Annotated in this window: 25 protein-coding genes; 10 read left to right on the forward strand and 15 right to left on the reverse strand. The window is 30.6% G+C overall.

The window, feature by feature from the left end; all coding sequences use genetic code 11:
• Positions 1-15: 15 nt before the first annotated feature.
• The gene (locus SJY17_RS11150) at positions 16-1,467 is read right to left on the reverse strand and encodes a TonB-dependent receptor (protein WP_397362636.1); all 1,452 of its coding nucleotides are present in this window, start codon (positions 1,465-1,467) and stop codon (positions 16-18) included.
• Between the two features lie 93 nt (positions 1,468-1,560).
• On the opposite strand from SJY17_RS11150, the gene SJY17_RS11155 reads away from it, so the two are divergent.
• Together SJY17_RS11155 and SJY17_RS11160 are read left to right on the forward strand one after the other, a co-directional pair.
• A complete protein-coding gene (locus tag SJY17_RS11155) occupies positions 1,561-2,322 on the forward strand; it encodes an MBL fold metallo-hydrolase (RefSeq protein ID WP_397362637.1) in 762 nt (253 codons plus the stop codon).
• A gap of 13 nt (positions 2,323-2,335) precedes the next feature.
• Positions 2,336-2,833, forward strand: coding sequence for a hydrolase (locus SJY17_RS11160; protein ID WP_397362638.1), 498 nt, complete (start codon positions 2,336-2,338; stop codon positions 2,831-2,833).
• Between the two features lie 4 nt (positions 2,834-2,837).
• On the opposite strand, the gene SJY17_RS11165 is transcribed toward SJY17_RS11160, so the two are convergent.
• Genes SJY17_RS11165 through SJY17_RS11180 form a run of 4 tightly spaced genes read right to left on the reverse strand, consistent with a single transcriptional unit; the run spans position 2,838 to position 7,000 of the window.
• Positions 2,838-3,488 carry an alpha/beta hydrolase gene (locus SJY17_RS11165; RefSeq protein ID WP_397362639.1) on the reverse strand — a complete coding sequence of 217 codons (651 nt, stop codon included), beginning with the start codon at positions 3,486-3,488 and terminating at the stop codon, positions 2,838-2,840.
• Complete coding sequence (locus SJY17_RS11170) at positions 3,488-3,820, reverse strand: hypothetical protein (protein WP_397362640.1); 333 nt, start codon at positions 3,818-3,820, stop codon at positions 3,488-3,490. Before SJY17_RS11170 ends, SJY17_RS11165 begins: the two co-directional genes overlap by 1 nt.
• A gap of 4 nt (positions 3,821-3,824) precedes the next feature.
• Positions 3,825-5,075, reverse strand: a complete 1,251-nt coding sequence (locus tag SJY17_RS11175; protein WP_397362641.1) for a dihydroorotase family protein — start codon at positions 5,073-5,075, stop codon at positions 3,825-3,827.
• Positions 5,072-7,000: a BatA and WFA domain-containing protein gene (locus SJY17_RS11180; RefSeq protein ID WP_397362642.1), complete on the reverse strand. Its 1,929-nt coding sequence runs from the start codon at positions 6,998-7,000 to the stop codon at positions 5,072-5,074. Before SJY17_RS11180 ends, SJY17_RS11175 begins: the two co-directional genes overlap by 4 nt.
• A 151-nt stretch (positions 7,001-7,151) precedes the next feature.
• Here SJY17_RS11180 and SJY17_RS11185 point away from each other — a divergent pair, with 151 nt between their 5' ends.
• Positions 7,152-9,047, forward strand: coding sequence for a peptidase M61 (locus SJY17_RS11185; RefSeq protein ID WP_397362643.1), 1,896 nt, complete (start codon positions 7,152-7,154; stop codon positions 9,045-9,047).
• A 106-nt stretch (positions 9,048-9,153) separates the two neighbouring features.
• Positions 9,154-9,480 carry a DUF6799 domain-containing protein gene (locus SJY17_RS11190; protein WP_397362644.1) on the forward strand — a complete coding sequence of 109 codons (327 nt, stop codon included), beginning with the start codon at positions 9,154-9,156 and terminating at the stop codon, positions 9,478-9,480.
• A gap of 48 nt (positions 9,481-9,528) precedes the next feature.
• Here SJY17_RS11190 and SJY17_RS11195 read toward each other — a convergent pair whose 3' ends face one another.
• From SJY17_RS11195 to SJY17_RS11205, 3 genes are all read right to left on the reverse strand, one after another.
• Complete coding sequence (locus SJY17_RS11195) at positions 9,529-10,725, reverse strand: ATP-binding protein (RefSeq protein WP_397362645.1); 1,197 nt, start codon at positions 10,723-10,725, stop codon at positions 9,529-9,531.
• 60 nt (positions 10,726-10,785) lie between these two features.
• Positions 10,786-11,550 carry a TIGR02757 family protein gene (locus tag SJY17_RS11200; protein ID WP_397364875.1) on the reverse strand — a complete coding sequence of 255 codons (765 nt, stop codon included), beginning with the start codon at positions 11,548-11,550 and terminating at the stop codon, positions 10,786-10,788.
• A gap of 75 nt (positions 11,551-11,625) precedes the next feature.
• Positions 11,626-12,303, reverse strand: coding sequence for a hypothetical protein (locus tag SJY17_RS11205; protein ID WP_397362646.1), 678 nt, complete (start codon positions 12,301-12,303; stop codon positions 11,626-11,628).
• Between the two features lie 166 nt (positions 12,304-12,469).
• Here SJY17_RS11205 and SJY17_RS11210 point away from each other — a divergent pair, with 166 nt between their 5' ends.
• The 4 genes from SJY17_RS11210 to SJY17_RS11225 are packed head-to-tail and all read left to right on the forward strand — an operon-like array spanning position 12,470 to position 15,956.
• The gene (locus tag SJY17_RS11210) at positions 12,470-13,690 is read left to right on the forward strand and encodes a sulfite oxidase (protein WP_397362647.1); all 1,221 of its coding nucleotides are present in this window, start codon (positions 12,470-12,472) and stop codon (positions 13,688-13,690) included.
• On the forward strand, positions 13,691-14,158 hold the full coding sequence (locus SJY17_RS11215) for a monoheme cytochrome C (RefSeq protein ID WP_397362648.1): 468 nt from the start codon (positions 13,691-13,693) through the stop codon (positions 14,156-14,158). It abuts the gene before it with no gap.
• On the forward strand, positions 14,142-15,068 hold the full coding sequence (locus SJY17_RS11220; protein ID WP_397362649.1) for a sulfurtransferase: 927 nt from the start codon (positions 14,142-14,144) through the stop codon (positions 15,066-15,068). The genes SJY17_RS11215 and SJY17_RS11220 overlap by 17 nt, the downstream gene beginning before the upstream one ends.
• Positions 15,069-15,080: 12 nt before the next feature.
• Positions 15,081-15,956, forward strand: a complete 876-nt coding sequence (locus tag SJY17_RS11225) for a sterol desaturase family protein (protein WP_397362650.1) — start codon at positions 15,081-15,083, stop codon at positions 15,954-15,956.
• A 6-nt stretch (positions 15,957-15,962) separates the two neighbouring features.
• Here SJY17_RS11225 and SJY17_RS11230 read toward each other — a convergent pair whose 3' ends face one another.
• From SJY17_RS11230 to SJY17_RS11245, 4 genes are read right to left on the reverse strand one after another with little or no spacing between them, the layout of a single operon-like run.
• Positions 15,963-16,535, reverse strand: coding sequence for a hypothetical protein (locus SJY17_RS11230; protein WP_397362651.1), 573 nt, complete (start codon positions 16,533-16,535; stop codon positions 15,963-15,965).
• 60 nt (positions 16,536-16,595) lie between these two features.
• Positions 16,596-17,141, reverse strand: a complete 546-nt coding sequence (locus SJY17_RS11235; RefSeq protein ID WP_397362652.1) for a CPBP family intramembrane glutamic endopeptidase — start codon at positions 17,139-17,141, stop codon at positions 16,596-16,598.
• Between the two features lie 4 nt (positions 17,142-17,145).
• The gene (locus tag SJY17_RS11240; RefSeq protein ID WP_397362653.1) at positions 17,146-17,805 is read right to left on the reverse strand and encodes an ABC transporter ATP-binding protein; all 660 of its coding nucleotides are present in this window, start codon (positions 17,803-17,805) and stop codon (positions 17,146-17,148) included.
• Positions 17,806-17,856: 51 nt separating this feature from the next.
• Positions 17,857-20,346: a DUF5916 domain-containing protein gene (locus tag SJY17_RS11245; protein WP_397362654.1), complete on the reverse strand. Its 2,490-nt coding sequence runs from the start codon at positions 20,344-20,346 to the stop codon at positions 17,857-17,859.
• 214 nt (positions 20,347-20,560) lie between these two features.
• Here SJY17_RS11245 and folE point away from each other — a divergent pair, with 214 nt between their 5' ends.
• Complete coding sequence (folE, locus tag SJY17_RS11250; RefSeq protein ID WP_397362655.1) at positions 20,561-21,157, forward strand: GTP cyclohydrolase I FolE; 597 nt, start codon at positions 20,561-20,563, stop codon at positions 21,155-21,157.
• Between the two features lie 50 nt (positions 21,158-21,207).
• Positions 21,208-21,510: a hypothetical protein gene (locus SJY17_RS11255; RefSeq protein WP_397362656.1), complete on the forward strand. Its 303-nt coding sequence runs from the start codon at positions 21,208-21,210 to the stop codon at positions 21,508-21,510.
• Between the two features lie 209 nt (positions 21,511-21,719).
• Here SJY17_RS11255 and SJY17_RS11260 read toward each other — a convergent pair whose 3' ends face one another.
• From SJY17_RS11260 to SJY17_RS11270, 3 genes are all read right to left on the reverse strand, one after another.
• Positions 21,720-22,883 (reverse strand): adenosylhomocysteinase, encoded by a 1,164-nt coding sequence (locus tag SJY17_RS11260; RefSeq protein WP_397362657.1) that lies wholly within the window; start codon positions 22,881-22,883, stop codon positions 21,720-21,722.
• 186 nt (positions 22,884-23,069) lie between these two features.
• Complete coding sequence (thrC, locus tag SJY17_RS11265; protein WP_397362658.1) at positions 23,070-24,362, reverse strand: threonine synthase; 1,293 nt, start codon at positions 24,360-24,362, stop codon at positions 23,070-23,072.
• 128 nt (positions 24,363-24,490) lie between these two features.
• Positions 24,491-25,420 carry a homoserine kinase gene (locus tag SJY17_RS11270; RefSeq protein WP_397362659.1) on the reverse strand — a complete coding sequence of 310 codons (930 nt, stop codon included), beginning with the start codon at positions 25,418-25,420 and terminating at the stop codon, positions 24,491-24,493.
• Between the last annotated feature and the right edge of the window lie 89 nt (positions 25,421-25,509).

The raw sequence follows: 25,509 nt of genomic DNA on the forward strand, positions 1-25,509 counted from the left end.
AATTTAATCTTTAAATTATTTATTTTGAATTTCCTCGGTTTCGCAACCAAATAAGCTTTGTTCCATAATTAATTTTGACACACCTGGAGGAAGCATATCTTGCCATCCTTCTTCTCCAGAAGCTATCATTTTTAATACTCTTCTAGAAAACACATCCATTGTGCTAGGGTCGTAATCTGTAATATCAACCACTTTTCCATTGTATTTAAAAAACTTGTATAATTCTTTCATCCTTGGGTGGACTTTAAGATTATCACTAGTCGTTAAAGATCCATCTTGATTTTTCATAGGATATAAGTATACACGTAAATCTTTAAAGAATAATTTACCAAAAGCTTCAAGGATACCACCACTTAGTTGTCTGTAATATTTCTCGTCAAAAATATCTATAAGATTATTAGCTCCCATTGCTAATCCCATTCTAGCTTTAGAGTATTGAGAGAAGTATTCCACCAATTTATAATACTCTTGAAAATTAGAAATTAAAACTGTTTGACCTAAAGAGCATAATAGACGCGCACGATCCATAAAATCTTGTTCGTCAATTTCTCCTTCAGCTCTTAAGTTAGATAGCGTAATTTCAAAAATAACCTGAGTTTTTGCTTCGTCAACTTTATTTTCTTTAATAAACATGTCCAAAGATTTTTGGTACATGTCCATATTTACTTTAGTTACTGGTCTAAAACTACCACGTAGCGTTAAAATATTTTTTTTGTATAATACTCTAGCTGGTAACACATTGTTTCCATCTGGTGCAAACATGACAGCGTCAGTCATTCCGTTTTTAACCAATTGCAAACTCATTAAACGGTTATCCACATCTTTAAAAAGTGGTCCAGCAAAGTTTATTGTATCAATTTCTAATTGGTCTTGATCTAAATGGTCGTATAGATAACGTAATAATTTTTTAGGTTCATTATACTTATAAAACGCTCCATAAATAAGGTTTGTTCCTAGTTTCCCTAAAGTTTCTTGTTGTAATCTAGCATCATTTTCTTTAAATCTAAGATGCAATACAATTTCATTATATTCTTCTTCTTCAGGATCTACTTGGTATTTAATACCAACCCAACCATGTCCTTTATATTTTTTTGCAAAATCTATTGTAGCAACAGTATTTGCATAACTAAAAAACATTCTATTTGGATTTTTTTCTCTGTCAATACGTTCTTCAAGAAGTCTAACTTCATGCGATAGCATTTTACGTAAACGTGCTTCTGTAACATAACGTTTGTCATCCTCAATACCATAAATGGCATCACTAAAATTTTTGTCATAAGCAGACATTGCTTTAGCAATAGTACCAGATGCACCACCAGCTCTAAAAAATTGTCGTACAGTTTCTTGTCCTGCACCAATCTCAGAAAAGGTTCCGTAAATATTGTCGTTTAAATTAATGCGAAGCGCTTTGTCTTTTAAAGAAGGAATGCTTTCAATTTCTTTATCTCCTTTTAACGTAATTTCCATGTATTAATCCCTATAATGTTAAGTTTTACAAAGGTATTAAATAACTTACGCAAATAAAATAAATAACTTATTTTTGTGATAAATCTCCAACGATTGAAAATTACATTTTTAGGTACAGGTACATCTCAAGGTATTCCAGTTATTGGAAGCACTCATCCTGTATGTTTAAGTGCAAATTTTAAAGATAAACGTTTACGTGTTTCTGTAATGATAGAGTGGAACGATAGTACCTTTGTTATAGATTGTGGTCCAGATTTTAGACAGCAAATGTTACGTGCTAATCCAGATAAAATTGATGCTATTTTATTTACTCATGAGCATGCAGACCATACAGCAGGACTAGACGATATTAGACCTTTTTGTTTTAAACAAGGTAACATGCCTATTTATGCACATAAACGTGTATTAGAACAACTAAAAATTAGATTTGAGTATGTGTTTGCAACAGAAAACAGATATCCAGGAGCACCAAATGTAAGCGTAAACGAAATTAAAAATGAACCCTTCAATATAAACGGAAAGCAGATTGCACCTATTGAAGCAATGCATTATAAATTACAAGTATTTGGTTTTAGATTTGATAAATTTGCATACTTAACAGATATTAAAACCATTGCTAAAACCGAATTAGATAAACTTAAAAACTTAGATGTTTTAGTTATTAATGCCTTAAGAGAAGAGGAGCATGTCTCTCATTTAAATTTAGAGCAAGCATTAATAATTATAGACAGACTTAAACCTAAGCGTGCTTATTTAACACATATTAGTCATTTATTAGGTTTTCATGATGATGTACAACAAAACCTACCAGAAAACGTTTTTCTGGCATACGACCAATTAGAAATAACTATTTAAAAGACCTTTAAAAATGAAGAACAAAATCTTTATGTACCTGTTTATTTTTGCAACACTTATTGTTGTGTTTCAGTATGTAAATTCTAAAAATATTTTAGATGATAGTGCAAAACGAATGGAAACCCTTAAAACTCAAAATACAGAGCTAAAGACGTCTTTAGCTAACGCTAATCAAGAAGTGTCTGATTTATCATTATTTGACTTACGCTATAACCAAATGGCTAAGGATTATTTTTATAATAAAAAACTAGACTACGAAGCGATAATTCCATTTTTGGAAAACGAACTATACAAATTAAATGAAACAGAAGGAGATCATCCTTTAATCCCTTATGCTGCGTCAGAAGGTAAAAAAATGCAATTTAACACCATCAAACTTATGAACCATAGGTGGATTATTGCAGATTTTACTGATGGACAATATGAAGGAGAATTACTTATTAAATACTTCATAACTCCTGAAAAAGAAGTAGAGTTTGAAGTGTTGGATTACTTGTTATATTCTTTGTAAGTTTTTAAATAATTAGTTTTTTTAACCACTCATTAAACTCATAAAAATTTTGAGGTGCAACACCATGACCAACAGGAAACTCGCTAAATTGGTGATTGATATTTAAAGCTGATAAAAATTTAGGCGCTTGTCTTGCCCAATCGATTGGTATAACTTGATCGACTGTTCCATGAGAGCAATAAAAGTTTAAATGCTTATAACTTGAAGCTTCTTTGATATCAAATAAATCCTCATTTACATAACCACTTAAAGCAATAATATTATTGACTTTTTCTGGATAAGTTAATGCTACAGCATAGCTTAAAATAGTCCCTTGACTAAAGCCTAAAAGCGTCACATTATCTTTGTTAACAGGATAGTTAGCAACAGCTTGATCAATAAATGTGGCTATTAAATCTCTAGATTTTATGGCTTGCTCGTTATCGCTCCATTTTCCTTTTTCTGCATCAAAATTAATTGCATACCAAGCATTACCATAAGGTTGCATTGGATAAGGTGCTTTTACAGAGATTATAAATAACTCTTCTGGTAATTCTTGTGCAAAACTAAATAAGTCGTTTTCATCACTTCCATAGCCATGAAAGAGTAGAAGCAGAGGTGCGTTTTCTGTCAAAGAAGACGGTCTTGTTATGTGGTGTAAGTTAAAGTCTTCCATTATTTACCAATGCTTGAAAATAGTTTTTGAAATAGTGGTCCAATAAAAGGAATCGGTTTCATAGATCCATTAATAGCAGTCATTACGCCTAAAAACAGTAAAGCTCCCATGCTTACCCAAAATGCCATAGAGATTTGCATATTGTCAAACTGACTTACAAAATAGCCAATCAACATCCAAAGTAGACATAATCCTAATCCTTGTCTGTTATGGAAGGATACAAAATCATTTTTTTTCTCACCATTCATAATTATAGCAATCACGCTACCAATTATGGTTAAATAGCTAACTACAGCTAATGTTTTTCCTTCTTCTATAGTTTCTTGATTCATTGTTTTAAAGCACTATTTTGTTGTTTGAAATAATTCCGTAAACGGTTCCTTTTAATGTTTCGCCTAAAAAAGCACTATTCTTAGATTTTGAAACGATATTACTTTCAGCGAAAGCGTATGTAGTATTAGGGTTAAACAGTGTTAAATCTGCTATCTCTCCTTCTTTTATAGGGTTGTTTTTTTGACCAAACCTAGTTTTTCCTTTGGTTAAAATTTGAATGGTCTTTTTTGTTGACAATACATTATTTAATGCTCCAAAAGCACTTTCTAGTCCAATGGTACCATATGCAGCATGATCAAACTCTATATTTTTATCTTCTATACTAATTGGGTTATGGTCAGAGGTTACCATGTCTATGGTTCCGTCTTTTAAACCATCAATTAAAGCATCTATATCTTTTTGTGTTCTAAGCGGTGGATTGACTTTGTAATTGGTGTCAAATCCAACTAAAACTTGATCTGTCAAACTTAGATTATGGATAGCAACACTACATGATATGTCAAGTTTTTTGCGTTTGGCCTCTCTAATTAAATCTACGCTTTCTGCAGTAGAAATTGTTGGTATATGTAGTTTTCCACCTGTGTATTCTAATAAAAATAAATCTCTTGCCACTTGCATCGCTTCGGCTAGATTTGGACTACCTTTAAGTCCTAAGGATGTGCTAGTTAACTCCTCATTAACCATTCCTTTTCCTGATATTTTTGTTTCTATTGGAAAGGAGCATACTAAACCACCAAAATTACTTGCATATTGTAAAGCAATTTTTAGAAGGTTTGGATTAGTAATAGGTTTTTTATAGTCGGAGAAGGCTACAGCTCCAGCGTTTTTCATATCAAAAAGTTCCGCTAAATCAACACTATCGCTATTTTTTGTTAAAGCTCCAATTGGTAATAATGTTACAGCATGATTTTGCGCTTTTGACAATAAAAAGGCAATATCTGCATTGCTATCTATTATTGGGTTAGTGTTGGCTTGTAAAGCAACACTTGTAAAACCAGATTTTGCTGCAGTTTTTAGTCCGTTTTCTATGGTTTCTCTATCTTCAAAACCAGGTTCTCCAAAACATACACTACTATCAAACCAACCTTGAGAGACATGAAGATTGTCTAAGCTAACTTCTTTATAATTGTTAGTGTTTTTAATGCTTTTGGCAATTTTAGTAATCTTACCTTTTTCAATTAATAAGTCGCAAGTCTGGTTATGAAACTGGCTTGAGGCATCTAGTATTGTCGCTGTTTTTATTAAGACGTTCATTTAAAATATTTTAAGATGAGCATTTCTATAATCAATAAAACTATTGCCAAAATTACAAACCATTTCCATAACTCGTTAACTTTAGCATCGTTTTTTATTGTATCAAAAACAGTAGTGATAGAATTACTTACTGCTCCGTTTTTTAAATTATCCAAATTAAGGTAGCTTAAATTACTTTCTGACCTATCGTAATTATAACTTACATTTTGGATAATCTCTGTTTTGTTTTTTAAATCGTAAACACCTGATTTTGATGGTAGTTCTGAGGTTTTAATAACTACTTTGTTATTAAAATAGTGTTGTTCTGGTATTATTTTATCGTCTTTATTTACAATGGTTAATACTGCGTCTTGTTGAAAATTAACAGCAACATCATAACTGTTATTTTGTCCAATAGTATAGTATAAAGTAGATGTGTTTAGGCTTTGCTTTGCAATATTGTAAAAGGTTGGTACAATTAAATTAATGCTTTTAAAATTAGAATTAACGCTGTTAATTGGAGCAGAGAAGACATAAACTAAGCCTTTTTGAGATAAAAAGGGTTTAGAGTCTTCAAATTGTAATACGTTAGATGCTAAGTCTGTTGCTTTAGGGTAAAAACGATCAACTTTTGGGTACTGAAAATTGTCTACGCGTTTTTCAAACACACCATTGGCATACAGTGGATGAGCATAATTTATGGTGGTTATACGTTTTTCTGTAGTTACTAAATTACTAAAAGGACCAAAATTAAAACGCTGTAAAAAAGTATTGTAATTACTTAGGTTTCCTTTTAATGATGGAATAAATATCACAGAACCTCCTTTGTTTGTAAAGGATTTTAAAGCTGTTGTTAAATTTTCTGGCAAAGCGTCAATTTCATTTACAACTATTAAATTTTGAGTATCAAACAAACTGTAATCCAATGTGTTAGTTGTTTTTAAAGTAAAATTAAATTCGTCCTCAGTAAATATTCTGTTTAAATAATCTGTCTTTGCATTACTAACAGCAAGAACATTGATTTTTGAAGGCTGATTTATATTAAAATATAAAGTATTATCAAATTGTAATTGAGCATCTTCAATAGTTATTTTTCCATTTATAATCTGGTTACTCGGAATGCTAAAAACTGTACTAGCTTCTCCTTTAATATCTACAGATGCTTTGGATAATAAGTTGCCATTATTGTATAAAGATACTGGTAAATTTTCTGAAACAGACTGGTTGTTTTTTAATTGTACAGTTAGTTCTATTTTATTGGCATCTTGTTTAGATAAGTAAACACTATCAATTAGTGTATTGTCTTTATTTACAGTATTTAATTTTACAATATTTAAAGTAATACTTGAATCTTTTTTAACTTCAAAACCAGTATTTTTTTGTTGAAAATCTGATATAAATATTAAATTTTTAATGGTATTTGTTTGATTAGAAAATGCCTTCTTAGCTTTTAATAAAGCAGCATTATATGACAACTGATTAGAGGAATAATTAAGTTGTAATAGCTCGTTTTTTATGGCATTAATAGTGGTGTTTCTATAACTTTCTGTGTTAGTAATAAGCGATAGTTTTTCGGTTTCCGGAATACTTTCAATTAAATCCTGAATAGCGCGTTTTAGTAATTCGCCTTTATCACCTTTTGCTTGCATACTAAATGAGTTGTCAAGGTAGATAACGGTTTCTTTTTGTGCATTAAAAGCATCGGTTTTAGAGGTGTATGGTTGTGCAAAAGCAATTATAATTGCTGCAAGAAGCAATAATCGAGTTAAAAGTGTTAACCACTTTTTAATTTTAGAACTTTTTCTGGTTTGTAATTGTACTTTTTTTAGAAAATCTACATTAGTAAAATACTCTTTTTGAAACTTTCTAAGTTGAAATAAGTGAACAATAATGGGAATAAGCAGTAAGAAAAGCGCGTAAAGAAGTTCTGGGTTTTTAAACTGCATTAATTTTAAAGTTTGTCAAAGATAATAATTGCATTTATATAATAGCTACTACTAAATTAACATTTTAACAAAATCTTAATGTAATGATTATGTAACAAATTTTACTTTTGAGCGTCTTTTAACAAAGACCATTAACGAACTTAAATAAAAAATGAAAAAAATTTTAGTAGCGACTATCGCAACAGGACTTTTATTAGTTGGTTGTAATAGTACAAAGACCGTAGACAAATTAGCGTCTCAGACACCAATTGCAACGTCAATTGATTTGTCTAAAGTAGCTAATGACAAAGCTCCAGTAACCATTAATCCAGGACGTATTACAGAACAAACTGTAACCTATAGATTGCCACGTGTAGTACAAGGAACGTATTCTGTAAGTGATTTTGGAAAATATATTGACGATTTTAAAGCATTTGATTATAAAGGAAATGAATTAGCGACTAGTAAAACAGATACTAATACATGGACTATAGCTAATGCAACACAATTAGACTACATTACTTATAACGCTAATGATACTTTTGACCAAGAAGCAGCTTCTGGAGGAGGAATAGGTGGAGACGTACCATTCTCTCCAGCTGGAACAAATATAGAGCCTACTAACTATGTATTAAACTTACATGGTTTTATAGGTTATTTTGATAGTTTAAAAAACAGTCAGTATAGCTTAGATGTTACTGCTTCTGCTAGTTTTAAACGTACATCTGCATTACAAGAAACAGGTAAAACAACTAGTAAAGATGGTAAATTTGCAACCTCTAGTTATTTTGCGCCACGTTATTTTGACATTACAGATAACCCAATGTTTTATGGAGATTTAGATGTAGAAGAGTTTAAAGTTGGAGATATCCAAATTGTTTTAAGTGTATATTCTCCAAATAAAGTACATACTGCTGCAAAAATTAAGTCTGTAATGGAAACAATGATGCAAGCACAAAAAACGTATCTAGGTGATGTAAATAGTACACCACGTTACGATATCTATTTATATTTATCTGAAGGAAAGCCAGAATCACCAAAAGGATTTGGAGCTTTAGAGCATCACACATCAACAGTTGTTGTTTTAGGAGAAAGCATGCCTTTTGAAGCGTTAGCCGAAAGCATGATTGATGTTGTGTCACATGAATTTTTTCATATTGTAACACCATTAAGTGTACACTCTGAAGACGTACACTACTTTGATTATGATCAACCAACATTTTCTAAGCATTTATGGATGTATGAAGGTGTAACAGAATATTTTGCAACCTTATTCCAAGTAGATCAAGATTTAATTGAAGCTGAAGAATTTTATGGAGATATTTTAAGTAAAATCCAAACTGCATCAAATATGGATGATAGTATGAGTTTTACTGAAATGAGTGAAAACGTTTTAGACCAACCTTATGCACCACAATACTACAATGTGTATATGAAAGGAGCATTAATTGGAATGTGTATTGATATTTTAATGCGTGAAGAAAGTAATGGTAATAGAGGTATTTTATCTTTAATGAAAGAATTATCTAATAAATACGGAAAAAACAAACCGTTTGAAGATGATAAGTTAATTGAAGAAATTACAGCAATGACCTATCCAAGTGTTGGCGAGTTTTTAAACACACACGTTGTTGGTGGTACACCAATTGATTATTCAGTGTTTTTCAAAAAAGTTGGATTAACAATGGAAAGCGGAAAAGTTAAAACTAATTATATCCAAAATGATGGTGTATTAATTTTTACACCAAATATGGAAACAATGACTATTCCATTTGGAGAAGCAGTAAAAAACAACAGTTTCTGGGCAGAAAACGGAGTATTACCAGGAGATGTTATTAAATCTGTTGATGGTAAAGAATTAAACATGGGAACTGCACAATCAATCCTAACAGGAATGTACATGTGGCAACCAGGAACAGATATTAATGTAGTTTTAGACAGAAAAGGAGAAGAGGTTGTTATTAAGACAAAAACAACACAATCTTATACCACTGGAAAAAAATTAGCTGAAGATCCAAACGCAACTGCTGTTCAAAAAGCAACTAGAAAAGCTTGGATTAAAGGATAATTAATTAATAAAATAGTTTGGCATAGTAGTTGAATTGTTTAATTTAGTAATTAATTATAAATGATTATACATTAATTCAGCTAATAAACTTAAAACATATATTAAAATGAAAAAATTATTTCTTATTGCTTTCACCTTATTTTTAGGCGTAAACTCTTTAATGGCTCAAGAATCAAACAAACTTGAAGATGCTAATTATGTAATACTTTTAGATAGTAAAGTGTTTGAATATACAGCAGATGGTGTAGTACCTTTAAAATCAGATTTAACTTTAAACAATGGTACTGTAGTAAAAACAGATGGTACTTATGCGACGTCTGACGGAAAGTCAATGAGACTTGAAGACGGTCAATGTTTAGGGATGAGTGGTAAATTATATAAAGACCAAGAAACGCTTCTTAAAAAGCTTATTAAACATATGAAAAAATCATAGTTTAAACCTCAATAATATTAAAAGCCTAATCTAAAGATTAGGCTTTTTTTATTTTTCAATTGTAAATTGAAACATACTACCTTTAGCAACTTCAGATTTTAAAGTAATAGAACCTCCTAGTTTTTTTACTAAGTTTTTTACAGTAAATAAACCAATTCCTGTTCCTTTTTTACCTTTAGAGTCTATTTGGTTATTATTGTTAAATAACTTAAAGACTTTGTCTTGTTGCTTTTTTTCAATTCCGTTACCATTATCGGTAACAGTAAAAATGTAGTGATTTTTGTTTTCTGAAAAAGCTAAAGTAACCTCAGGATTTGGTTTGCTATTGTATTTTAAAGCATTATCCACTAAATTTATTAATACCTGTGTAGCTGCAGCTTTATTTAAAAACACGTTATTATCAGCATTTTCAATTTTTAATTGTTTTTTATTTAACAAATGAATGCTTTGTACGTTTTCAAATAATTTACGAACAATAATATCTTCTTTACCTTTATTTAATAATTCATTTGCTTTATAATGAATTAAAATTCCGTCTATATAATTTTTTAATGATTCTGCAGACTCTTCAATAAAATTAATGTATTCAACAGATTCCTCAGTAAAATTATTTCCATCTTCTTCTTTTAAAAAGTTAGTTAGCGAAATAATATTAGCTAAAGGCGATTTTAAGTCATGTGACACATGACTTGCAAATTTATTTAACTCTGCATTTCTATCAGTTAATTCTTGTTTAGTTTCATCTAACAACCTATTGTTTAGTCTTAAATCAAATAAATTTATGACTTGTTTAGCAATAGTTATTAAAGCCTTTTTTTGTAAATCAGTTAGTTGTCTAGGTTCATGATCATAAACACATAAAGTCCCTAATGGCAGTCCCTGTTTATTCTTTAAAGGTACACCAGCATAAAATATAGCTTTAAATCCATCTACTAACGGGTTACCTTGAAAGCGAATATCCTTTCTAGAGTCTTCAACTATAAAAATATCGTCTTTCTGTAAAATTGCATGCCCACAAAAAGAAATATCTCTTGGTGATTCTTGAATATCTATGCCATGATGTGACTTTAAAAAATTTCGTTCTGTATCTAATAAAGTTATCAAAGAGATTGGAACATTACAAATAGTAGCTACAAGACTAGTTATATTGTCAAAATCACTTTCTGGAAGGGTATCTAATAATTTATACTCTTTAACACAGGAAATACGTTCCTGTTCGTTTTCGGGAAAATCAGGTTTTATCATTTAGTTAATTTTATTACATACAATCTGTTTCAAAGTAATAAAAATAAATATATAAAATTGTTAAAATTTCTCAAAAACACCTAAACCAAATAAAGCAAAATCATATTTGGTTGGATCCAATGGATCAAGCTGTCTTAAAGCTGTATCTAATTCTGCTAAAGCTTTACCATCATTTTGTTTTCTTGTAAGTAATCCTAATTTTCTAGCAACATTACCAGAATGCACATCCAATGGACAGGATAACATAGCAGGAGTAAGGCTTGTCCAAATCCCTAAATCTACATTAGTAGTATTTGGTCTAACCATCCAACGTAAAAACATATTAATGCGTTTTGCTGCACTATTTTTTAATGGGTCACTTATGTGTTTTTGTGTACGTTGTAAATGTTTAATTTCAAAAAAAGCACGTTTAAAATGATGTATAGATTCTTGTAAACTATCTTTTTTTGCATGTTTAGCAAATATTTGTTCTAAGCCTTCATATTTAGTGTAAATGTGTTGTAACCCTTTTATAAAGGTTATAAAATCTGTTCCGTTAAAGGTGCGATGTACAAAAGGTTCTAGTTTTTCTAAATCAGATTCTTGGTGATTCATTATAAAATCAAAAGGAGAATTGTCTAATAATTCCATCATCCTATGTGCATTTTTAATGATGCTTTTTCGGTTTCCCCAAGCAATTGTAGCACTTAAAAAGCCAGCAATTTCAATGTCTTCTTTTTTAGAAAACAAATGCGGAATTTGTATAGGGTCACTATCAATAAAATCTGGCTTATTGTATTGCTGGACTTTAGCGTCTAGAAAGTCTTTTAATTCTGATTGATTAATTATCTGTTTAGCCACTATATCTATTTTACTATAAAAGTAATATAATTGAAGCTATTAGTTAGTTGTACACTTGATTTATGCGTCTTTAGGTAAATGTACACCTTGTTTAAGTAAAACAAAACCCATTGCTAATAACCAAACCACTTTTACATGAAATAAAGGTTTGTATATTTCAAAATTATCAGGTATTGTTAAGATAACTCCCATTGCAGCAAGACCAAGTAAAGCGGTAAACCAACCTAACCAAGTACTAACAATTTTCCATTTTATAAAAGCAAAACCTAATAACACTAAACCAACACCAGAAAAGATGCGTCCAAAACGTACAAAGCATGTTACATACTGATTAGTAAATAGTAGTTTACCCATAAAATCATTGATCTCTTCAGGAGACTTTCCAGTGGTTTGTCCAACTCCCCAAGCACCATGATTATAAAAATATGCTGCTGCAATAGCTAAAGTAAAGGTTCCGATAATAATCATACCAGCTCCAGGTAAAATAACGACTCTGTATGGTTTTCTACCTATAACAGACACTAAAGCAAACGTTGCAATTCCCATAGTTACCCATCCAAAAATATGAATGCGATACATCCAAATCCAATACCAAACGTTTTTACCAATTTCGTTAAAATCTGAAGCTACAATATATTCGCCAATATGGTGAGGCGATAACGCCCAACCAAACCATAATAATACTGCTGCAAGTATAAATGACCAAGCAGTAAATTTAGTTTCAAAATCTTTTTTCATAACTTTCATAATGTTCTAGGTATTTGATAGTTTGACAATATATAGGCATCAATACTTCTTTTATGTAACAAAAGTTACATAAGAAAAAACATAGATATTGTAATTTGGAAAACTATACTAATAATTTAATTTGGTATTATTTTTATAAACCCTTAATGTATTCATTTTGAAAAGAAGAAATTTTGTAAAAAAAGCAACACTAAGTTCTTTTGCTACTTTAATTGGTGCAGAGCTAGTCTTTGGGTCTAAAATGCTGGAAGGTTATACACCACTTGCGTTACAAGATCCTGATCCTTTTAAAATGTTTAAAAAAAATCCAGAAATGGTTGTGCTTAATGATAAACCTTGGAATATAGAAGCGCAAGCACATTTGTTAGATGATGCTATTACACCAAATTCTTCCATGTTTATTAGAAATAATGGTTTGGTGCCAGAAGCTATCGATCCAAAAACATGGACGCTAACTATTGATGGAGAATCAGTTAAAACAAAAAAAACATATACGCTTGCAGAGTTAAAATCTAAGTTTGCAGAGCATACCTATCAATTAACTTTAGAATGTGGTGGTAATGGTCGTAGCGAGTTTGATCCACCTGCAAAAGGTAACCAATGGACAGTTGGAGCTGTACATTGTGCGTCATGGACTGGAGTACGTTTAAAAGATGTATTAGAAGATGTAGGTATTAAAAGCAATGCAGTATATATTGGGTTTCATGCAGCAGATAAACACCTAAGTCAAAACCCTAAAAAAGAACCAATTTCTAGAGGATGCCCAATGTCTAAAGCTTTGCAAGATGAAACGCTTTTAGCATTTAAAATGAATGGAAATGACATACCGTTAATCCATGGTTACCCTTTACGTTTAGTAGCAGGAGGTTGGCCAGCTTCGGTTTCTGGAAAATGGGTTAACAGAATAAGTATTAGAAACAAAGTGCATGATGGTACAAAAATGACTGGAACAGCATACAGAGTACCAAAAAATCCGGTAGCTCCTGGTGAAAAAGTAAAAGATGAAGACATGTGTATTATACAATCAATGCCTGTAAAATCTTTAATAACTTATCCAAAAACAGGAGCAGTAATTAGTCAAGGAAAAACTTTAGGTATTAGAGGTCATGCTTGGGCTGGAGAATTAGAAGTTGCAAAAATGGAATATTCTATAGATTTTGGATCTACTTGGCAAACTTGTTCTGTGGATAAACCTTCAAACCGTTTAGCATGGCAACACTTTAATGCTTCGGTTAGCTTTCCAAAAGCTGGTTACTATGAAGTTTGGGCAAGAGCAACAGACACTAAAAATGTCGCTCAACCCATGTTACTACCAGGTTGGAACCCAAAAGGATATTTAAATAATGCGTGTCATAGAATTGCTGTAAAAGTTAAATAAATGTCTAAAGAAGAAGCGTTTAGGTCGCATATTACAAAAGTATACTGGCTAATGGTATTGCTTTTTGCTGTTTTTGTCTTGTCAGCAGGAACATTAGTGCTATATGTGTATAACCCTGATTTTTTTAGCCCAAAAACTGAGTATGTTATTGAAACTACAATAGAGTTAGATGAAGATCGTATAGAAAACGGGATTCATGTTACAACCGGTTTAATCGAAGCTGAAGGATTAATGACAGTTGTACGTAATTGTACCAATTGTCACTCCGCAAAATTAGTTACTCAAAACCGAATGAATAAAACACGTTGGAATGAGACTATAAAATGGATGCAAGAGACGCAAGGTCTTTGGGAGCTTGGAGGTAATCAGGATATTATAGTTGACTATTTGGTCACCAATTATCCACCAATAAAGAAGGGAAGACGACTAGTTTTAAAAAATATAGATTGGTATGAATTGGAAGATTAATAGCATACTTTTTCTACTTGTTTTAATATCTTGTAAAGAAGAACAAAAAAATGAGACTAATAACGAAATAAAAAAGCTTGAAAGTAGCTATTTAATTGAAGCCAATATTTTGAAAGATATTGTAAATCAACCTAATATTAAAGTAATAGATTTTAGAAAAAAAGATATTTATAATAACGAACATATTGAAGGAGCAGTAAATATTTGGAGAAGAGATATAGAAGATGCTTCATATGATTATGGAGGAATAATGGCTAGTCAAACACAAATTGAAACACTGTTTGGTAAACTTGGAATTAAAACTGATGATACACTAGTAATCTATGACGATATTGGATTATGTGATGCTTCAAGATTATGGTGGTTACTACAGAATTACAATTTTGATAATGTAAAAATGTTGCATGGAGGAATAACAAGTTGGAAAGCAATAGGAGGTAAGGTTACCAAACAGTCAACAATAATAAATAATACTATTTTTAAGCTTCCAGAAACTTCAGGAATGAAGTATTTTGTATCTAAAGAAAGCGTTTTAGATGCTATAAAAAATAAGGTTGTTATTTTAGATACCAGAACTCCAGATGAGTTTTCTGGTAAACGTCAAAAAAAAGGAGCAGCAAAAGGAGGAAGGATACCAACAAGTATCCATATAGATTGGGCAGAAGCTGTAGATTATAAAGGAGACAAACGTCTTAAAACAATAGAAAATTTAAAACAGATTTATAACAAATTAAATATAAAAAAGAATGATCCAATAATTGTGTATTGTCATAGTGGTGTACGTTCTTCACATACTACTTTTGTACTTACACAATTATTAGGGTATACTAACGTAAAAAATTATGATGGTTCTTGGACAGAATGGAGTCATTTTAATCATTTACCTTTTGAAACAAATAATAAACTTTAAGACTAAAATAAAATGGAAAAGTATTTAGATGCATTTGTTAATGCTTTTATGGGAACTGTAGATTGGACATGGAAATCTATAATTTTTGATGTACCATGGTATAACAATTATTTTTGGGGATTAACAGTAATTTCACTAGTAGTTTGGGGATTAGAGATACTATTTCCTTGGCGTAAAGAGCAGTCTATTTTCCGTAAGGATTTTTGGTTAGATGGATTTTATATGTTTTTCAACTTCTTTATATTTTCCATTATAATTGATGGCGTGTATAAAGTTTTAGGTTTGCTTTTTGGCGATATTGGTATAACAGCAAAAAGCTTATCACTTTTTGATATTTCTAATTGGTCACCTTGGGCACAATTATTAATTTTCTTTATTATATTAGATTTTGTACAATGGTTTACACATGTGTTATTACATAGGTATGGTTTTTTATGGAAGTTTCATAAAGTACATCATAGTGTAAAAGAAATGGGGTTTGCTGCACATTTACGTTACCATTGGATGGAAAATGTATTATATAAACCATTAAAAACTATAGGTGTAATGCTAATTGGTGGTTTTGAGCCTGAACAAGCATTTATTGTTCATTTTATAACTATTGCAATTGGACATTTAAATCATGCAAATATTAAAATAACTTGGGGACCTTTAAAGTATGTGTTTAATAATTCTGTAATGCATTTATACCATCATGCAACAGTTTTACCAGAAGGATCAAAAGGAGTTAATTTTGGAATTAGCTTAAGTCTATGGGATTATATTTTTAAAACTAATTACATTCCTGAAGATAGTGGTTTAGTAGATATTGGATTTAAAGGAGACGAGGATTTTCCAAAAGATTTTATTAATCAAAATCTATATGGTTTTAAAAAAGGACAGCGTTAGTTATTGTTACTCAATTAAGTAAGTATTTGAAGTAACAGAAAACGTGTTGCTATTTGAAGTTTCGACAGTTACTGAAAGTTTAAACTCTGTTTGAGATGCTAAATCTTCATTAAAAACAAGTATAATAGTATCTGGTGCTTTTTGATTATAATGCGTGTTGTTGTCTGAAGGGTCGTAAAATTCTGAGATTTCTAATAAGTCTTCAATATCATAATAAGCAAACTTCATGATGCTGTTAAGGCTTTCTCCAGCTGCAACTCCATTAATAACTGTGTCTGCAGTAATATTTATATTAGTAAAGACAGAGCCATAAACATATACATCATCTGGACAAGTTGTTGCTAAAGCAGTATTAAAATTAATAGAAGTGTTTGGTACAAAAGTAATGTCTTCATAATTATATATTAAATTTAAATACATCATAAAATCCTCTGACGCTATTGGTAGTGTAGCTTCTTCATTGTCATAAATTTCTAAGGATTGTAAATTGACTAATAGTGTTTTTTCTTTACAGCAAGAAAATAATACTAATTGAAGGCCTAGAAAAAACAGAAAAGAATAGGTGATTTTTTTTAACATGATTTACTTTTTTAAGTAGATGGATAAAATAGGTTTTGGTTGCGTTAAAAAATGAATTATTTAACTCATCACTAAAACAACAGGAATAACAATAATACCATTATAAAACATGTGTAAAAGAATTGAGTATATTAAACCAAATCTAACTCTAATATAACCAAAAACTAAACCCAGAATTATTTGTGTTGCTACTAGAAGAGGAGATAATATCAATATTTGTGTAGTTATATTAAAATTAAATAAATGCATATAACCAAATAATAAAGCAAATGCATAAAAGACAATTCTAAAATACTTTTTACCAAAAAGGGTTAATGGTCCTCTAAAAATTATTTCTTCAACTACTGGAGCTAAAATAACTGCAGAAAACACAATATATAATGGAGATTCTTCTTCAAATAGCCTAGCTATTGCATGTGTGTCTGATTGGTATAAACCAAGTAGTTCTAAAATTACTGGAAAAACTCCTAAGCTAATTCCTATAATTAAACTTAAAGCTACGCATTGTATAACTATAGTAAACTTTTTTTCAAAAGAAGTGTGTCTTAACCGTTTAAGACGTGGTTGCTTTATATAGTTTAAAACGGAATAAAATAATGCAACCATAGTATTAGATTATTTTACCATCAACCATTGTTAGTTTACGGTCTGCAAGATTTGCTAATTCTTCGTTATGTGTTACTATAACAAAGGTTTGCCCAAATTGATCACGTAGTTTAAAAAATAAATTATGTAAATTTTCTGCACTCTCGCTATCCAGATTTCCAGAAGGTTCGTCAGCAAAAATCAATTCTGGATTATTGACTAAAGCACGTGCAACTGCTACACGTTGTTGCTCTCCACCAGATAATTCGTTTGGTTTATGATTGTATCTGTGTGACAATCCTAAAAAATCTAATAATTCTTTAGCACGTTTTTCAGCTTCAGTTTTATTAGTTCCTTTTATAAAAGCTGGAATACAAACGTTTTCTAATGCTGTAAATTCTGGTAATAATTGATGAAATTGAAAAATAAACCCAATATGCTGGTTTCTAAATTGTGCTAATTGTTTTTCGGTTAAACCAGTAATTTCTTTTCCATTTATAACCAACTGACTTTCAGTTTTATTTTCAATAAAATCTAAAGTCCCTAATATTTGAAGTAAAGTTGTTTTTCCAGCACCAGAAGCACCAACGATAGATACTATTTCGCCTTTTTTAATATGAACATCTACACCTTTTAAAACGTGTAAATCGTCATAATATTTATGTATATTTTTTGCTTTAATCATAGCTAAGTATAAAGTACGGAAATTAATACTTTATAAATTGTTAGGCAACTTTTAACTGGTTTTGCTTTTCTTTTTAAAGACACTTTTAATATCGTTATAATCTATAAAATAAACCAATCTTAAAGAAAACGTATCCTGTTTTTCTTGTTTAAATAAATCATCGATACTTTCAAAAAATCCTGCTTCAGAGTTGTTTGAGAAGTTAAAAATTTGATTTCTATATAATGCAGTTAACTGACTTCCAGGTGCAAATTGCCATGTGTAACTTAAATCTAAATTCCAAGTATTAAAGTTAATATCTGGATCAAATCCATCATAACCTCCAACATTAGTTTTATTATAGATAGAAGATTCTGTTAAATACCCATTATCATTTAAAGTATACATTTGGTCATCATAAGTTACTGTGCTTAAGTAGTTTCTAAAACTTAAAGTTAATGCGTTAAACGAATTAAAGTTATAGCTTCCAGAGATACTTGCAACAGTATCTATACGATCACGTTGTCCAAAAATAATTTGTCCAGCTACGTCCTGATTATTTAAATATCCTCTGTCTCCAGAGTAGTTGTCGTAATCTAAACCAAGTATTAAAAGGAATTTTTCGTTAAATTTAAATCTTGGATTAAAACCAAACCACCAGTTATTAAAATTCTGTCTGTCATCATCTAAAAAACGTCCATATCCAAAATTAGCATCTACTGCAAAAAACTTATTGTAATTACTAGAAAACCAAGCGTTAGTTTGTGCATAATCTTCTGTAATAAAGTAGCTGTCAAATCCATTTCTAGGTTCAAAATAGTCATATTGCTCTCCAATATTCCAATTAACATTCATTCCAAAATTGTGTAAAGATTTGGTTTGTGCATTAAAGTTAATTCCTGTATCTGCTCCAGTATAAGTGTTTGGATTTGCTAGTTGTTTGTAATTAATCCAACTACCAATGTACATTTGGTTAAATAGCTTGTTAGGTTCAAAAATACGGTAGCTAACATCAGCACCATAATTACTATAGTTGTTTCTAAAAAGGATTCCTAAATCATTGCTATCAAAGTTTTCGTCTGCATAGCTATAATCTACACTATATCTTACTTTTCCACTAGCTTTTCCTACCCTAAAAAAGGCATTGTATCCATTTTCTTTATCAGCTACATCATTAAACGTACTCATTTTTACTTGTCCATAAGCTCCATAGGTGTTTTTTTTGTTTAAAACATCTAAAACTAAAGCAGATACATTGGCATCTCTAAAATCTCCATCTCTAGTTACATTAGTATTTATAAGTGTTACTGATGAGTTTTTATTAAACTGTTGGTCTAACACCAAAATATTGTAGTTAGCAAGAGGCTCTACTAGCTCTTTACGTTTTGTAATATAGGTTTCTTCAAGACTAGTAGTTGGATTTATTGATGTCTCAGTAACATCAATATCTGCATATGTTTTATCTGTAATGGCATTAAAAAAACCAATTCCTAAACCTTTTTTAGTACGACCAGACACTTTTACAGCATTAAGTAGTTGTACTTTTTCTGGATATTTATTTAAAGTTTCATTGTCTTCTAAATTTAGACTTCCAGTTGGCTGACTTCCAATACGTCTAGAATAAAATAAGTTTCCTTTGCTAAACAAATCAACACCTTCTGTAAAAAACTGACGTTGTTCAGAAAATTGTTGTTCAAAAGGTCCTAAGTTTAATTGTACATCATCAAAGCCTGCTTGACTAAAATCTGGAATTAATGTGGCATCAAGGGTTAAGTTTTCTGTAATACCATATTTTAAATCCATCCCTAAACCATAATCTGGAGCTTCATTAGTTCTGTAAGTCGCAGAAGCATAAGGGAAAAAACTTAATCGAGTAGGAGGAGTAATATTTTTTATTCCTGTAAGCTCTGCATTATACAATCCAATATTACCTTTGGTAACATCAATTGCATTCCATGTCATTTGCTCTCTTGTTTTTCTGTAATGTCTATGAAACTGAATTCCCCAAGTTGGATCTTCTTGTTGTGTAAAACGTAAAGCATTATAAGGTATTTTCATTTCAACAATCCATCCATCATCCACTAATTGCACACTACTTTCCCAAACAGCATTCCAACCAAAATCCTCACCATTATTAGGGCTTTCTACAGCATCTGCTTGTGTACCAGAACTAAAAACAAAAAACTCGGTATTATTTTGTGCATCATTATTTGGGTTAAAAATTAATCCAAAAAAGTCTGACTGTCCAAAATTATCACGCTGTGTAAATTGGCGCATCATATCTTCTGGGTTGTCATAACAATAGGCAGATACATAAATACCTGTATCGTCATAAGTCATTCTAACTTTTGTTTTTTTATTATCAGCAGCAGTGTCTCCAACTTCTGGTCTAAACTCTGTAAAGTCTGTAGCTACTTGTGCATCTATCCAAGCTTTGTCATCTAAAACACCATCTATTTTTGGTGGATTATCTGTACGTTTGATCTGGTAAGATTTTTTGTCTTGCGCATTAATCTGAAAAGAAAACAGTAATGCTAATAATACGATTGAATATGATTTCATTTTGGTTTTGATTGATGGTTACTGCTCTAAAGACTATTTTTTTTTAACTTTGTTACAGTATGATTTTACAAAATTAATTTTGTATTAAAAAAACACTCATAATTAAAAGTTAAAACTACCTTTTGATTATCTTGTAAAGACTTTAACTATATAGAATTAGTTATTTTTATACACTAAAAAATTATTGCATAATTAAAAGAAAACATTAGTTAAGATGCCTTATAAAAAATTTGAAGAGTACAACATAAAAGTTACAGACGATGTTAAAAACCGTTATAAAAATATAATTGAAGATTTAGGGGAAGACACCAAACGCGAAGGGTTAATAAAAACACCAGAACGTGCTGCAAAAGCTATGCAATTTTTAACGCAAGGCTATGATCAAGATGCTGCAGAAATACTTAAAGGAGCAATGTTTGCAGAAGATTACAATGATATGGTTATTGTTAAGGATATCGAGTTTTACTCGCTTTGCGAACATCATATTTTACCCTTTTTTGGTAAAGCACATATTGCATACATCCCAAATGGACACATTGTAGGTTTAAGTAAACTACCAAGAATTGTGGATGTGTTTTCTAGACGACTACAAGTACAAGAGCGTTTAACACATCAAATATTAGATTGTATTGATGATACTTTAAAGCCAGAAGGCGTTGCAGTAGTATTAGAAGCTAGTCATATGTGTATGCAAATGCGAGGTGTACAAAAACAAAGCTCTGTAACAACAACCTCAGGATTTAGAGGTGCTTTTAAAAATATTGAAACACGTACTGAGTTTTTAAACTTAATTAATGCTAAGTTAAGCTAGTGTTTTGGAATGCTATTTGTTGTATTTAAAATATAATTACAATTTTTTAAATGAATTTTAGCAACACAAACAAATACACAAAACTATTTTTAGGATTACTTTTTGACGCTTTAGGTTATGTCTCTTTTATAATTCCAGGAATTGGAGAATTTTCTGATGTAGCTTGGGCTCCAGCATCTGCTTGGTTAATGACTAAGTTATATAAAGGTAGATCCGGAAAAATTGCAGCAGTTTTTACTTTTATTGAAGAAGCTTTACCTGGATTAGATATCATTCCGTCCTTTACTATTATGTGGTTTTATACCTACGTTTATAATAATAAATCAAACGAAACAACTATTGATGTTAATTAATAGTACATTTAATGTATATAAAAAAAGGCGTCCATTTTGGATGCTTTTTTTGTGGTTTCGAATTTAAACTAACGGTTTTGTATAAGGTTAGTTGCGTGTTTTAAGCACTAAAGTTAGCAAATAAATCACAGATAGAAAGTCCGCAAGGACTTTCGTAAATAGGCTAAAACCAGCAATTAATTTTATACGTTGTTGGCAAATCGTTTTTATTATAATACGTGTTTTAACCAATCTTTGGATATTTTATGTAATTCCTCAAAAGGTGTTTCATTCACAATTCCAATTTTGGTTCTCTTTCTATTTTCATTTAATAGAATACTTGCACAAACCAAAACTTCTGCGTGAATTAAATCTACGATTTCATCTGGACAACTTTTAATAATAAAATTAACAGCTGTTCCGTTTCTCATTAAGAAAACATCTTTATTTGTCGAAATTTTATATTTATCAATATTCTCAGAAATCTTTTCAGATTCCATTGAATTATTTTTTAAACCCTCTACATCAAATTCATTTCCTCTTGAACCTGCACTTGCTAATATTACACCATTTTTACAATGTTCAATATCTTCGTATGACAAAGCTCGATTAGCTGTTGCAGAAAAAATTATATCTGCATTTTTTAATAACTCATATTTAGAATTGTTAATTAAGTATCCTAATGTATAAGCATTTAATTTTGCAAACTCTTTTTTGTCATAAACGCTAACATTTACGTTGTGAGATTTTAAAGCCTCTGCTACACTTCTTCCAATCATTCCAAAACCTATAACTAAAGCCTTTCTTCCAGCTATTGAAACGCCTATTTTTCTAAATTCTTGATTTACAGCTAATACAGAAGAACGTCCAACATATCTTGCTTCAATTGATTTTATTGGACTTCTAGCAACTGAATAAATAGGCACTTCTGTTTCTTTGCAGGTTTTTAAATATTTATTATAACCAAATGTTGTAACTTCTACAACACCTTTTATATATTTAGAATCTTCAGAGTTTAACCTTTTTAAAGCTTCAGAGAAATAACCACCAACTTCCAAAATTAGGATTGGTAATTCATCTAATTTTGATTTTTGAATTGCAAATTGTAATAATTTATCTAAATAATCTGTATTGTCAAATTTATCATAATCTCCAATTTCCACATCATAAAGTTTTGATAATCTATCATAAACGGATTTGTCAAGTGAATAAGGTTTGGCAATAAGTTTAAATATGTCAGCACCAGTTTGAGCCAATAAATTAACAAATTGCTCTGAATCAGGAAGAAAATGTTGAAGTAAGATTAGTCTTGTTCCACTTAATCTTTTTTTTATATCTCCATTCTTAAGATATTGCTCACTTACTCTAAGTTGGTTTTTATTTAATATGTACATTTATAAGTTTTCTTATTTCAGGTTTGAGTGTGTATTAAATGTTTGCCAACGTTTTCACTGATATGACATCGTTTTAATGATTTATATCAGTAGTTAGTTTAAATTCGAAGTTAGCTTAAAAAAATGACAAAGTCAAGTTTTGCAATTATTGTAATTGATAAGAATACTTTATTTAAAACTAAGATATTAATCCAACAAAAATCCTTTTAAACCTTCATAATTATTAATCTTTGTGGCTACCTTTTGTCCTCCCATTACTGCCTGAATTTGTGGTGGTAAGGGTTGTTTTTCTTTAATAACGTCTTCTACAACATCTAAAAACTTAGTTGGATGTGCAGTTTCTAAAAACACGCAATGTGCATTTGGATGGTCTTTTAAGTAAGCTTTACTACCTAAATAACCAACAGCTCCATGTGGATCTGCAACGTAGTTATATTGGTCATGGATTTCTTTTAAAGCTACTTTAGTGTCTTGATCTGTAAAACTATAAGAAGACAAGTTGTCTTTTAAACTATCAAAGTTATTTTTATAGATTTCTTGGATACGTATAAAATTACTTGGATTACCAACATCCATTGCATTACTAATGGTTTGTACAGATGGTTTTGGATTGTATAATTCTGTTTTTAAATATTCTGTAACCACATTGTTTTGGTTGTTTGATGCAATAAAATGCTTAACTGGTAAACCTAATTGTTGTGCCATCATTCCTGCACACACATTGCCAAAGTTTCCGCTTGGTACAGAAAACACAATGTCTTTGTGCTTTTTGTGCAATTGCTTATAAGCAAATATAAAGTAGAGTAGTTGTGGTATCCAACGTGCTACGTTAATAGAATTTGCAGAGGTTAATTGTATTTTAGAGGTTATCGTTTCATCTAAAAAAGCACGTTTTACCATGTCTTGGCAATCGTCAAAAACACCATCGACTTCTAACGCTCTAATATTTTGACCTAAGGTTGTTAGTTGCATTTCTTGGATATCACTTACTTTTCCTGAAGGATATAAAATGACAACGTTAACACCTTTTACGCCTAAAAAACCACTAGCAACTGCTCCTCCAGTATCTCCAGAAGTGGCAACTAAAACAGTTACTTCGTTAGTGTTATCTTGATTAAAATAGCCTAAACATCTTGCCATAAAACGTCCACCAACATCTTTAAAAGCCATAGTTGGACCATGAAACAACTCTAAAGTAGAAATACTATCGTTAAACTGTACCACAGGAAAATCAAAAGATAATGTATCTTCAATAATTGTTTTTAAAACCGCTTTAGGTATATCTGGTGATACAAACTGCTGTAGTGCTTGAAAAGCAATCTCATTATGACTTAAATTATCAATGTTTTCGAAAAATGAAGCTGGTAAAGGTGTAATAGTTTCCGGAAAGTATAACCCTTTATCTGGAGCTAATCCTTTTATAACTGCATCTTTAAAGGTAGTATTTGGTGCTTTTTTATTTAGACTGTAATAATTCATTACTAGTATATGTGTTTATTTGTTTTTTGTTGATTTGGTTATTTGAGATTCTTCACTTTGTTCAGAATGACATTTTTCACTATTCACTATTCACTATTCACTATTCACTATTCACTATTCACTATTCACTATTCACTATTCACTATTCTAATTCCTTCTGTATTAATTTTAGAAACGTAAGTATTAAAACTAATATCTGTTTTAGCGTATACTTCTGTTATAGCTTGTTCTACCTTATTAGCAGTGTCTATACCTTGGCACAACGCAAAAATTGAAGGACCAGAACCAGAAATTCCTGCACCTAAAGCGCCTGCTTTTAATGCATTGTCTTTAACCTTATTAAAATATGGAATAAGCTGACTTCTATAAGGCTCTATCACAACATCATTAAGCGAATCGCTTAATAATTGATAATCGTTAGTATGTAATGCGTGTACAAAACTACCAACATTTGCCCATTGTGTAATCGCGTTTTTTAACTCTATTTGTTTAGGTAAAATTGCACGAGATTCTGATGTTTTTATTTCAATCTGTGGATGAATAATTACTGCATACAAATTGGATGGTGTTGGTAATGGTAAAATTTGTAATGGATTAGCATTTTTTACTAACGTAAAACCACCAAAAATCCCAGGAGCAATATTATCTGCATGCTCGCAACCACTTGCAATAGCTTCACCTTTCATTGCAAACTCAGACAACTGTAAAGCGTTATATGGTCTGCCTAACAGCTCGTTTATAGCAAACACACTACCAGATGCGCTTGCAGAACTACTACCAATTCCGCTTCCAGGTTTTATGTTTTTATAGATTTCGATATCAAAACCACAATCTGGATTTGCGTGATTATATAAGGCTAAAGCCGAAACGCTAGCCACGTTTTTTTCTGCTTCAAAAGGTAAGTCTGCACCAATAATTTTGGTGATTCTAATACCTTTTTCTTCAGTTTTTGTAATCACCATCTCATCACCAATGTTGTCTAGGCAAAATCCTAATACATCAAATCCACATGAGACGTTTGCAACTGTTGCTGGCGAAAATATTTTTATTTGATTCATTTGTTTTTTTTATTTCATTCATTTTGTCTTGATACAAAACGAACCAAAAAATCATATTGAAATTAGGAAATTGTTAAAGCATCATTCTC

Source organism: Olleya sp. R77988 (assembly GCF_044594215.1).
Lineage (GTDB): Bacteria > Bacteroidota > Bacteroidia > Flavobacteriales > Flavobacteriaceae > Olleya.

Coding starts and splice junctions, on each gene's coding strand:
- SJY17_RS11150 (WP_397362636.1), bottom strand. CDS start 1,467: ATGGAAATTACGTTAAAAGGAGATAAAGAAATTGAAAGCATTCCTTCT.
- SJY17_RS11160 (WP_397362638.1), top strand. CDS start 2,336: ATGAAGAACAAAATCTTTATGTACCTGTTTATTTTTGCAACACTTATT.
- SJY17_RS11165 (WP_397362639.1), bottom strand. CDS start 3,488: ATGGAAGACTTTAACTTACACCACATAACAAGACCGTCTTCTTTGACA.
- SJY17_RS11170 (WP_397362640.1), bottom strand. CDS start 3,820: ATGAATCAAGAAACTATAGAAGAAGGAAAAACATTAGCTGTAGTTAGC.
- SJY17_RS11175 (WP_397362641.1), bottom strand. CDS start 5,075: ATGAACGTCTTAATAAAAACAGCGACAATACTAGATGCCTCAAGCCAG.
- SJY17_RS11180 (WP_397362642.1), bottom strand. CDS start 7,000: ATGCAGTTTAAAAACCCAGAACTTCTTTACGCGCTTTTCTTACTGCTT.
- SJY17_RS11185 (WP_397362643.1), top strand. CDS start 7,152: ATGAAAAAAATTTTAGTAGCGACTATCGCAACAGGACTTTTATTAGTT.
- SJY17_RS11190 (WP_397362644.1), top strand. CDS start 9,154: ATGAAAAAATTATTTCTTATTGCTTTCACCTTATTTTTAGGCGTAAAC.
- SJY17_RS11195 (WP_397362645.1), bottom strand. CDS start 10,725: ATGATAAAACCTGATTTTCCCGAAAACGAACAGGAACGTATTTCCTGT.
- SJY17_RS11205 (WP_397362646.1), bottom strand. CDS start 12,303: ATGAAAAAAGATTTTGAAACTAAATTTACTGCTTGGTCATTTATACTT.
- SJY17_RS11215 (WP_397362648.1), top strand. CDS start 13,691: ATGTCTAAAGAAGAAGCGTTTAGGTCGCATATTACAAAAGTATACTGG.
- SJY17_RS11220 (WP_397362649.1), top strand. CDS start 14,142: ATGAATTGGAAGATTAATAGCATACTTTTTCTACTTGTTTTAATATCT.
- SJY17_RS11225 (WP_397362650.1), top strand. CDS start 15,081: ATGGAAAAGTATTTAGATGCATTTGTTAATGCTTTTATGGGAACTGTA.
- SJY17_RS11230 (WP_397362651.1), bottom strand. CDS start 16,535: ATGTTAAAAAAAATCACCTATTCTTTTCTGTTTTTTCTAGGCCTTCAA.
- SJY17_RS11235 (WP_397362652.1), bottom strand. CDS start 17,141: ATGGTTGCATTATTTTATTCCGTTTTAAACTATATAAAGCAACCACGT.
- SJY17_RS11240 (WP_397362653.1), bottom strand. CDS start 17,805: ATGATTAAAGCAAAAAATATACATAAATATTATGACGATTTACACGTT.
- SJY17_RS11245 (WP_397362654.1), bottom strand. CDS start 20,346: ATGAAATCATATTCAATCGTATTATTAGCATTACTGTTTTCTTTTCAG.
- folE (WP_397362655.1), top strand. CDS start 20,561: ATGCCTTATAAAAAATTTGAAGAGTACAACATAAAAGTTACAGACGAT.
- SJY17_RS11255 (WP_397362656.1), top strand. CDS start 21,208: ATGAATTTTAGCAACACAAACAAATACACAAAACTATTTTTAGGATTA.
- SJY17_RS11260 (WP_397362657.1), bottom strand. CDS start 22,883: ATGTACATATTAAATAAAAACCAACTTAGAGTAAGTGAGCAATATCTT.
- thrC (WP_397362658.1), bottom strand. CDS start 24,362: ATGAATTATTACAGTCTAAATAAAAAAGCACCAAATACTACCTTTAAA.
- SJY17_RS11270 (WP_397362659.1), bottom strand. CDS start 25,420: ATGAATCAAATAAAAATATTTTCGCCAGCAACAGTTGCAAACGTCTCA.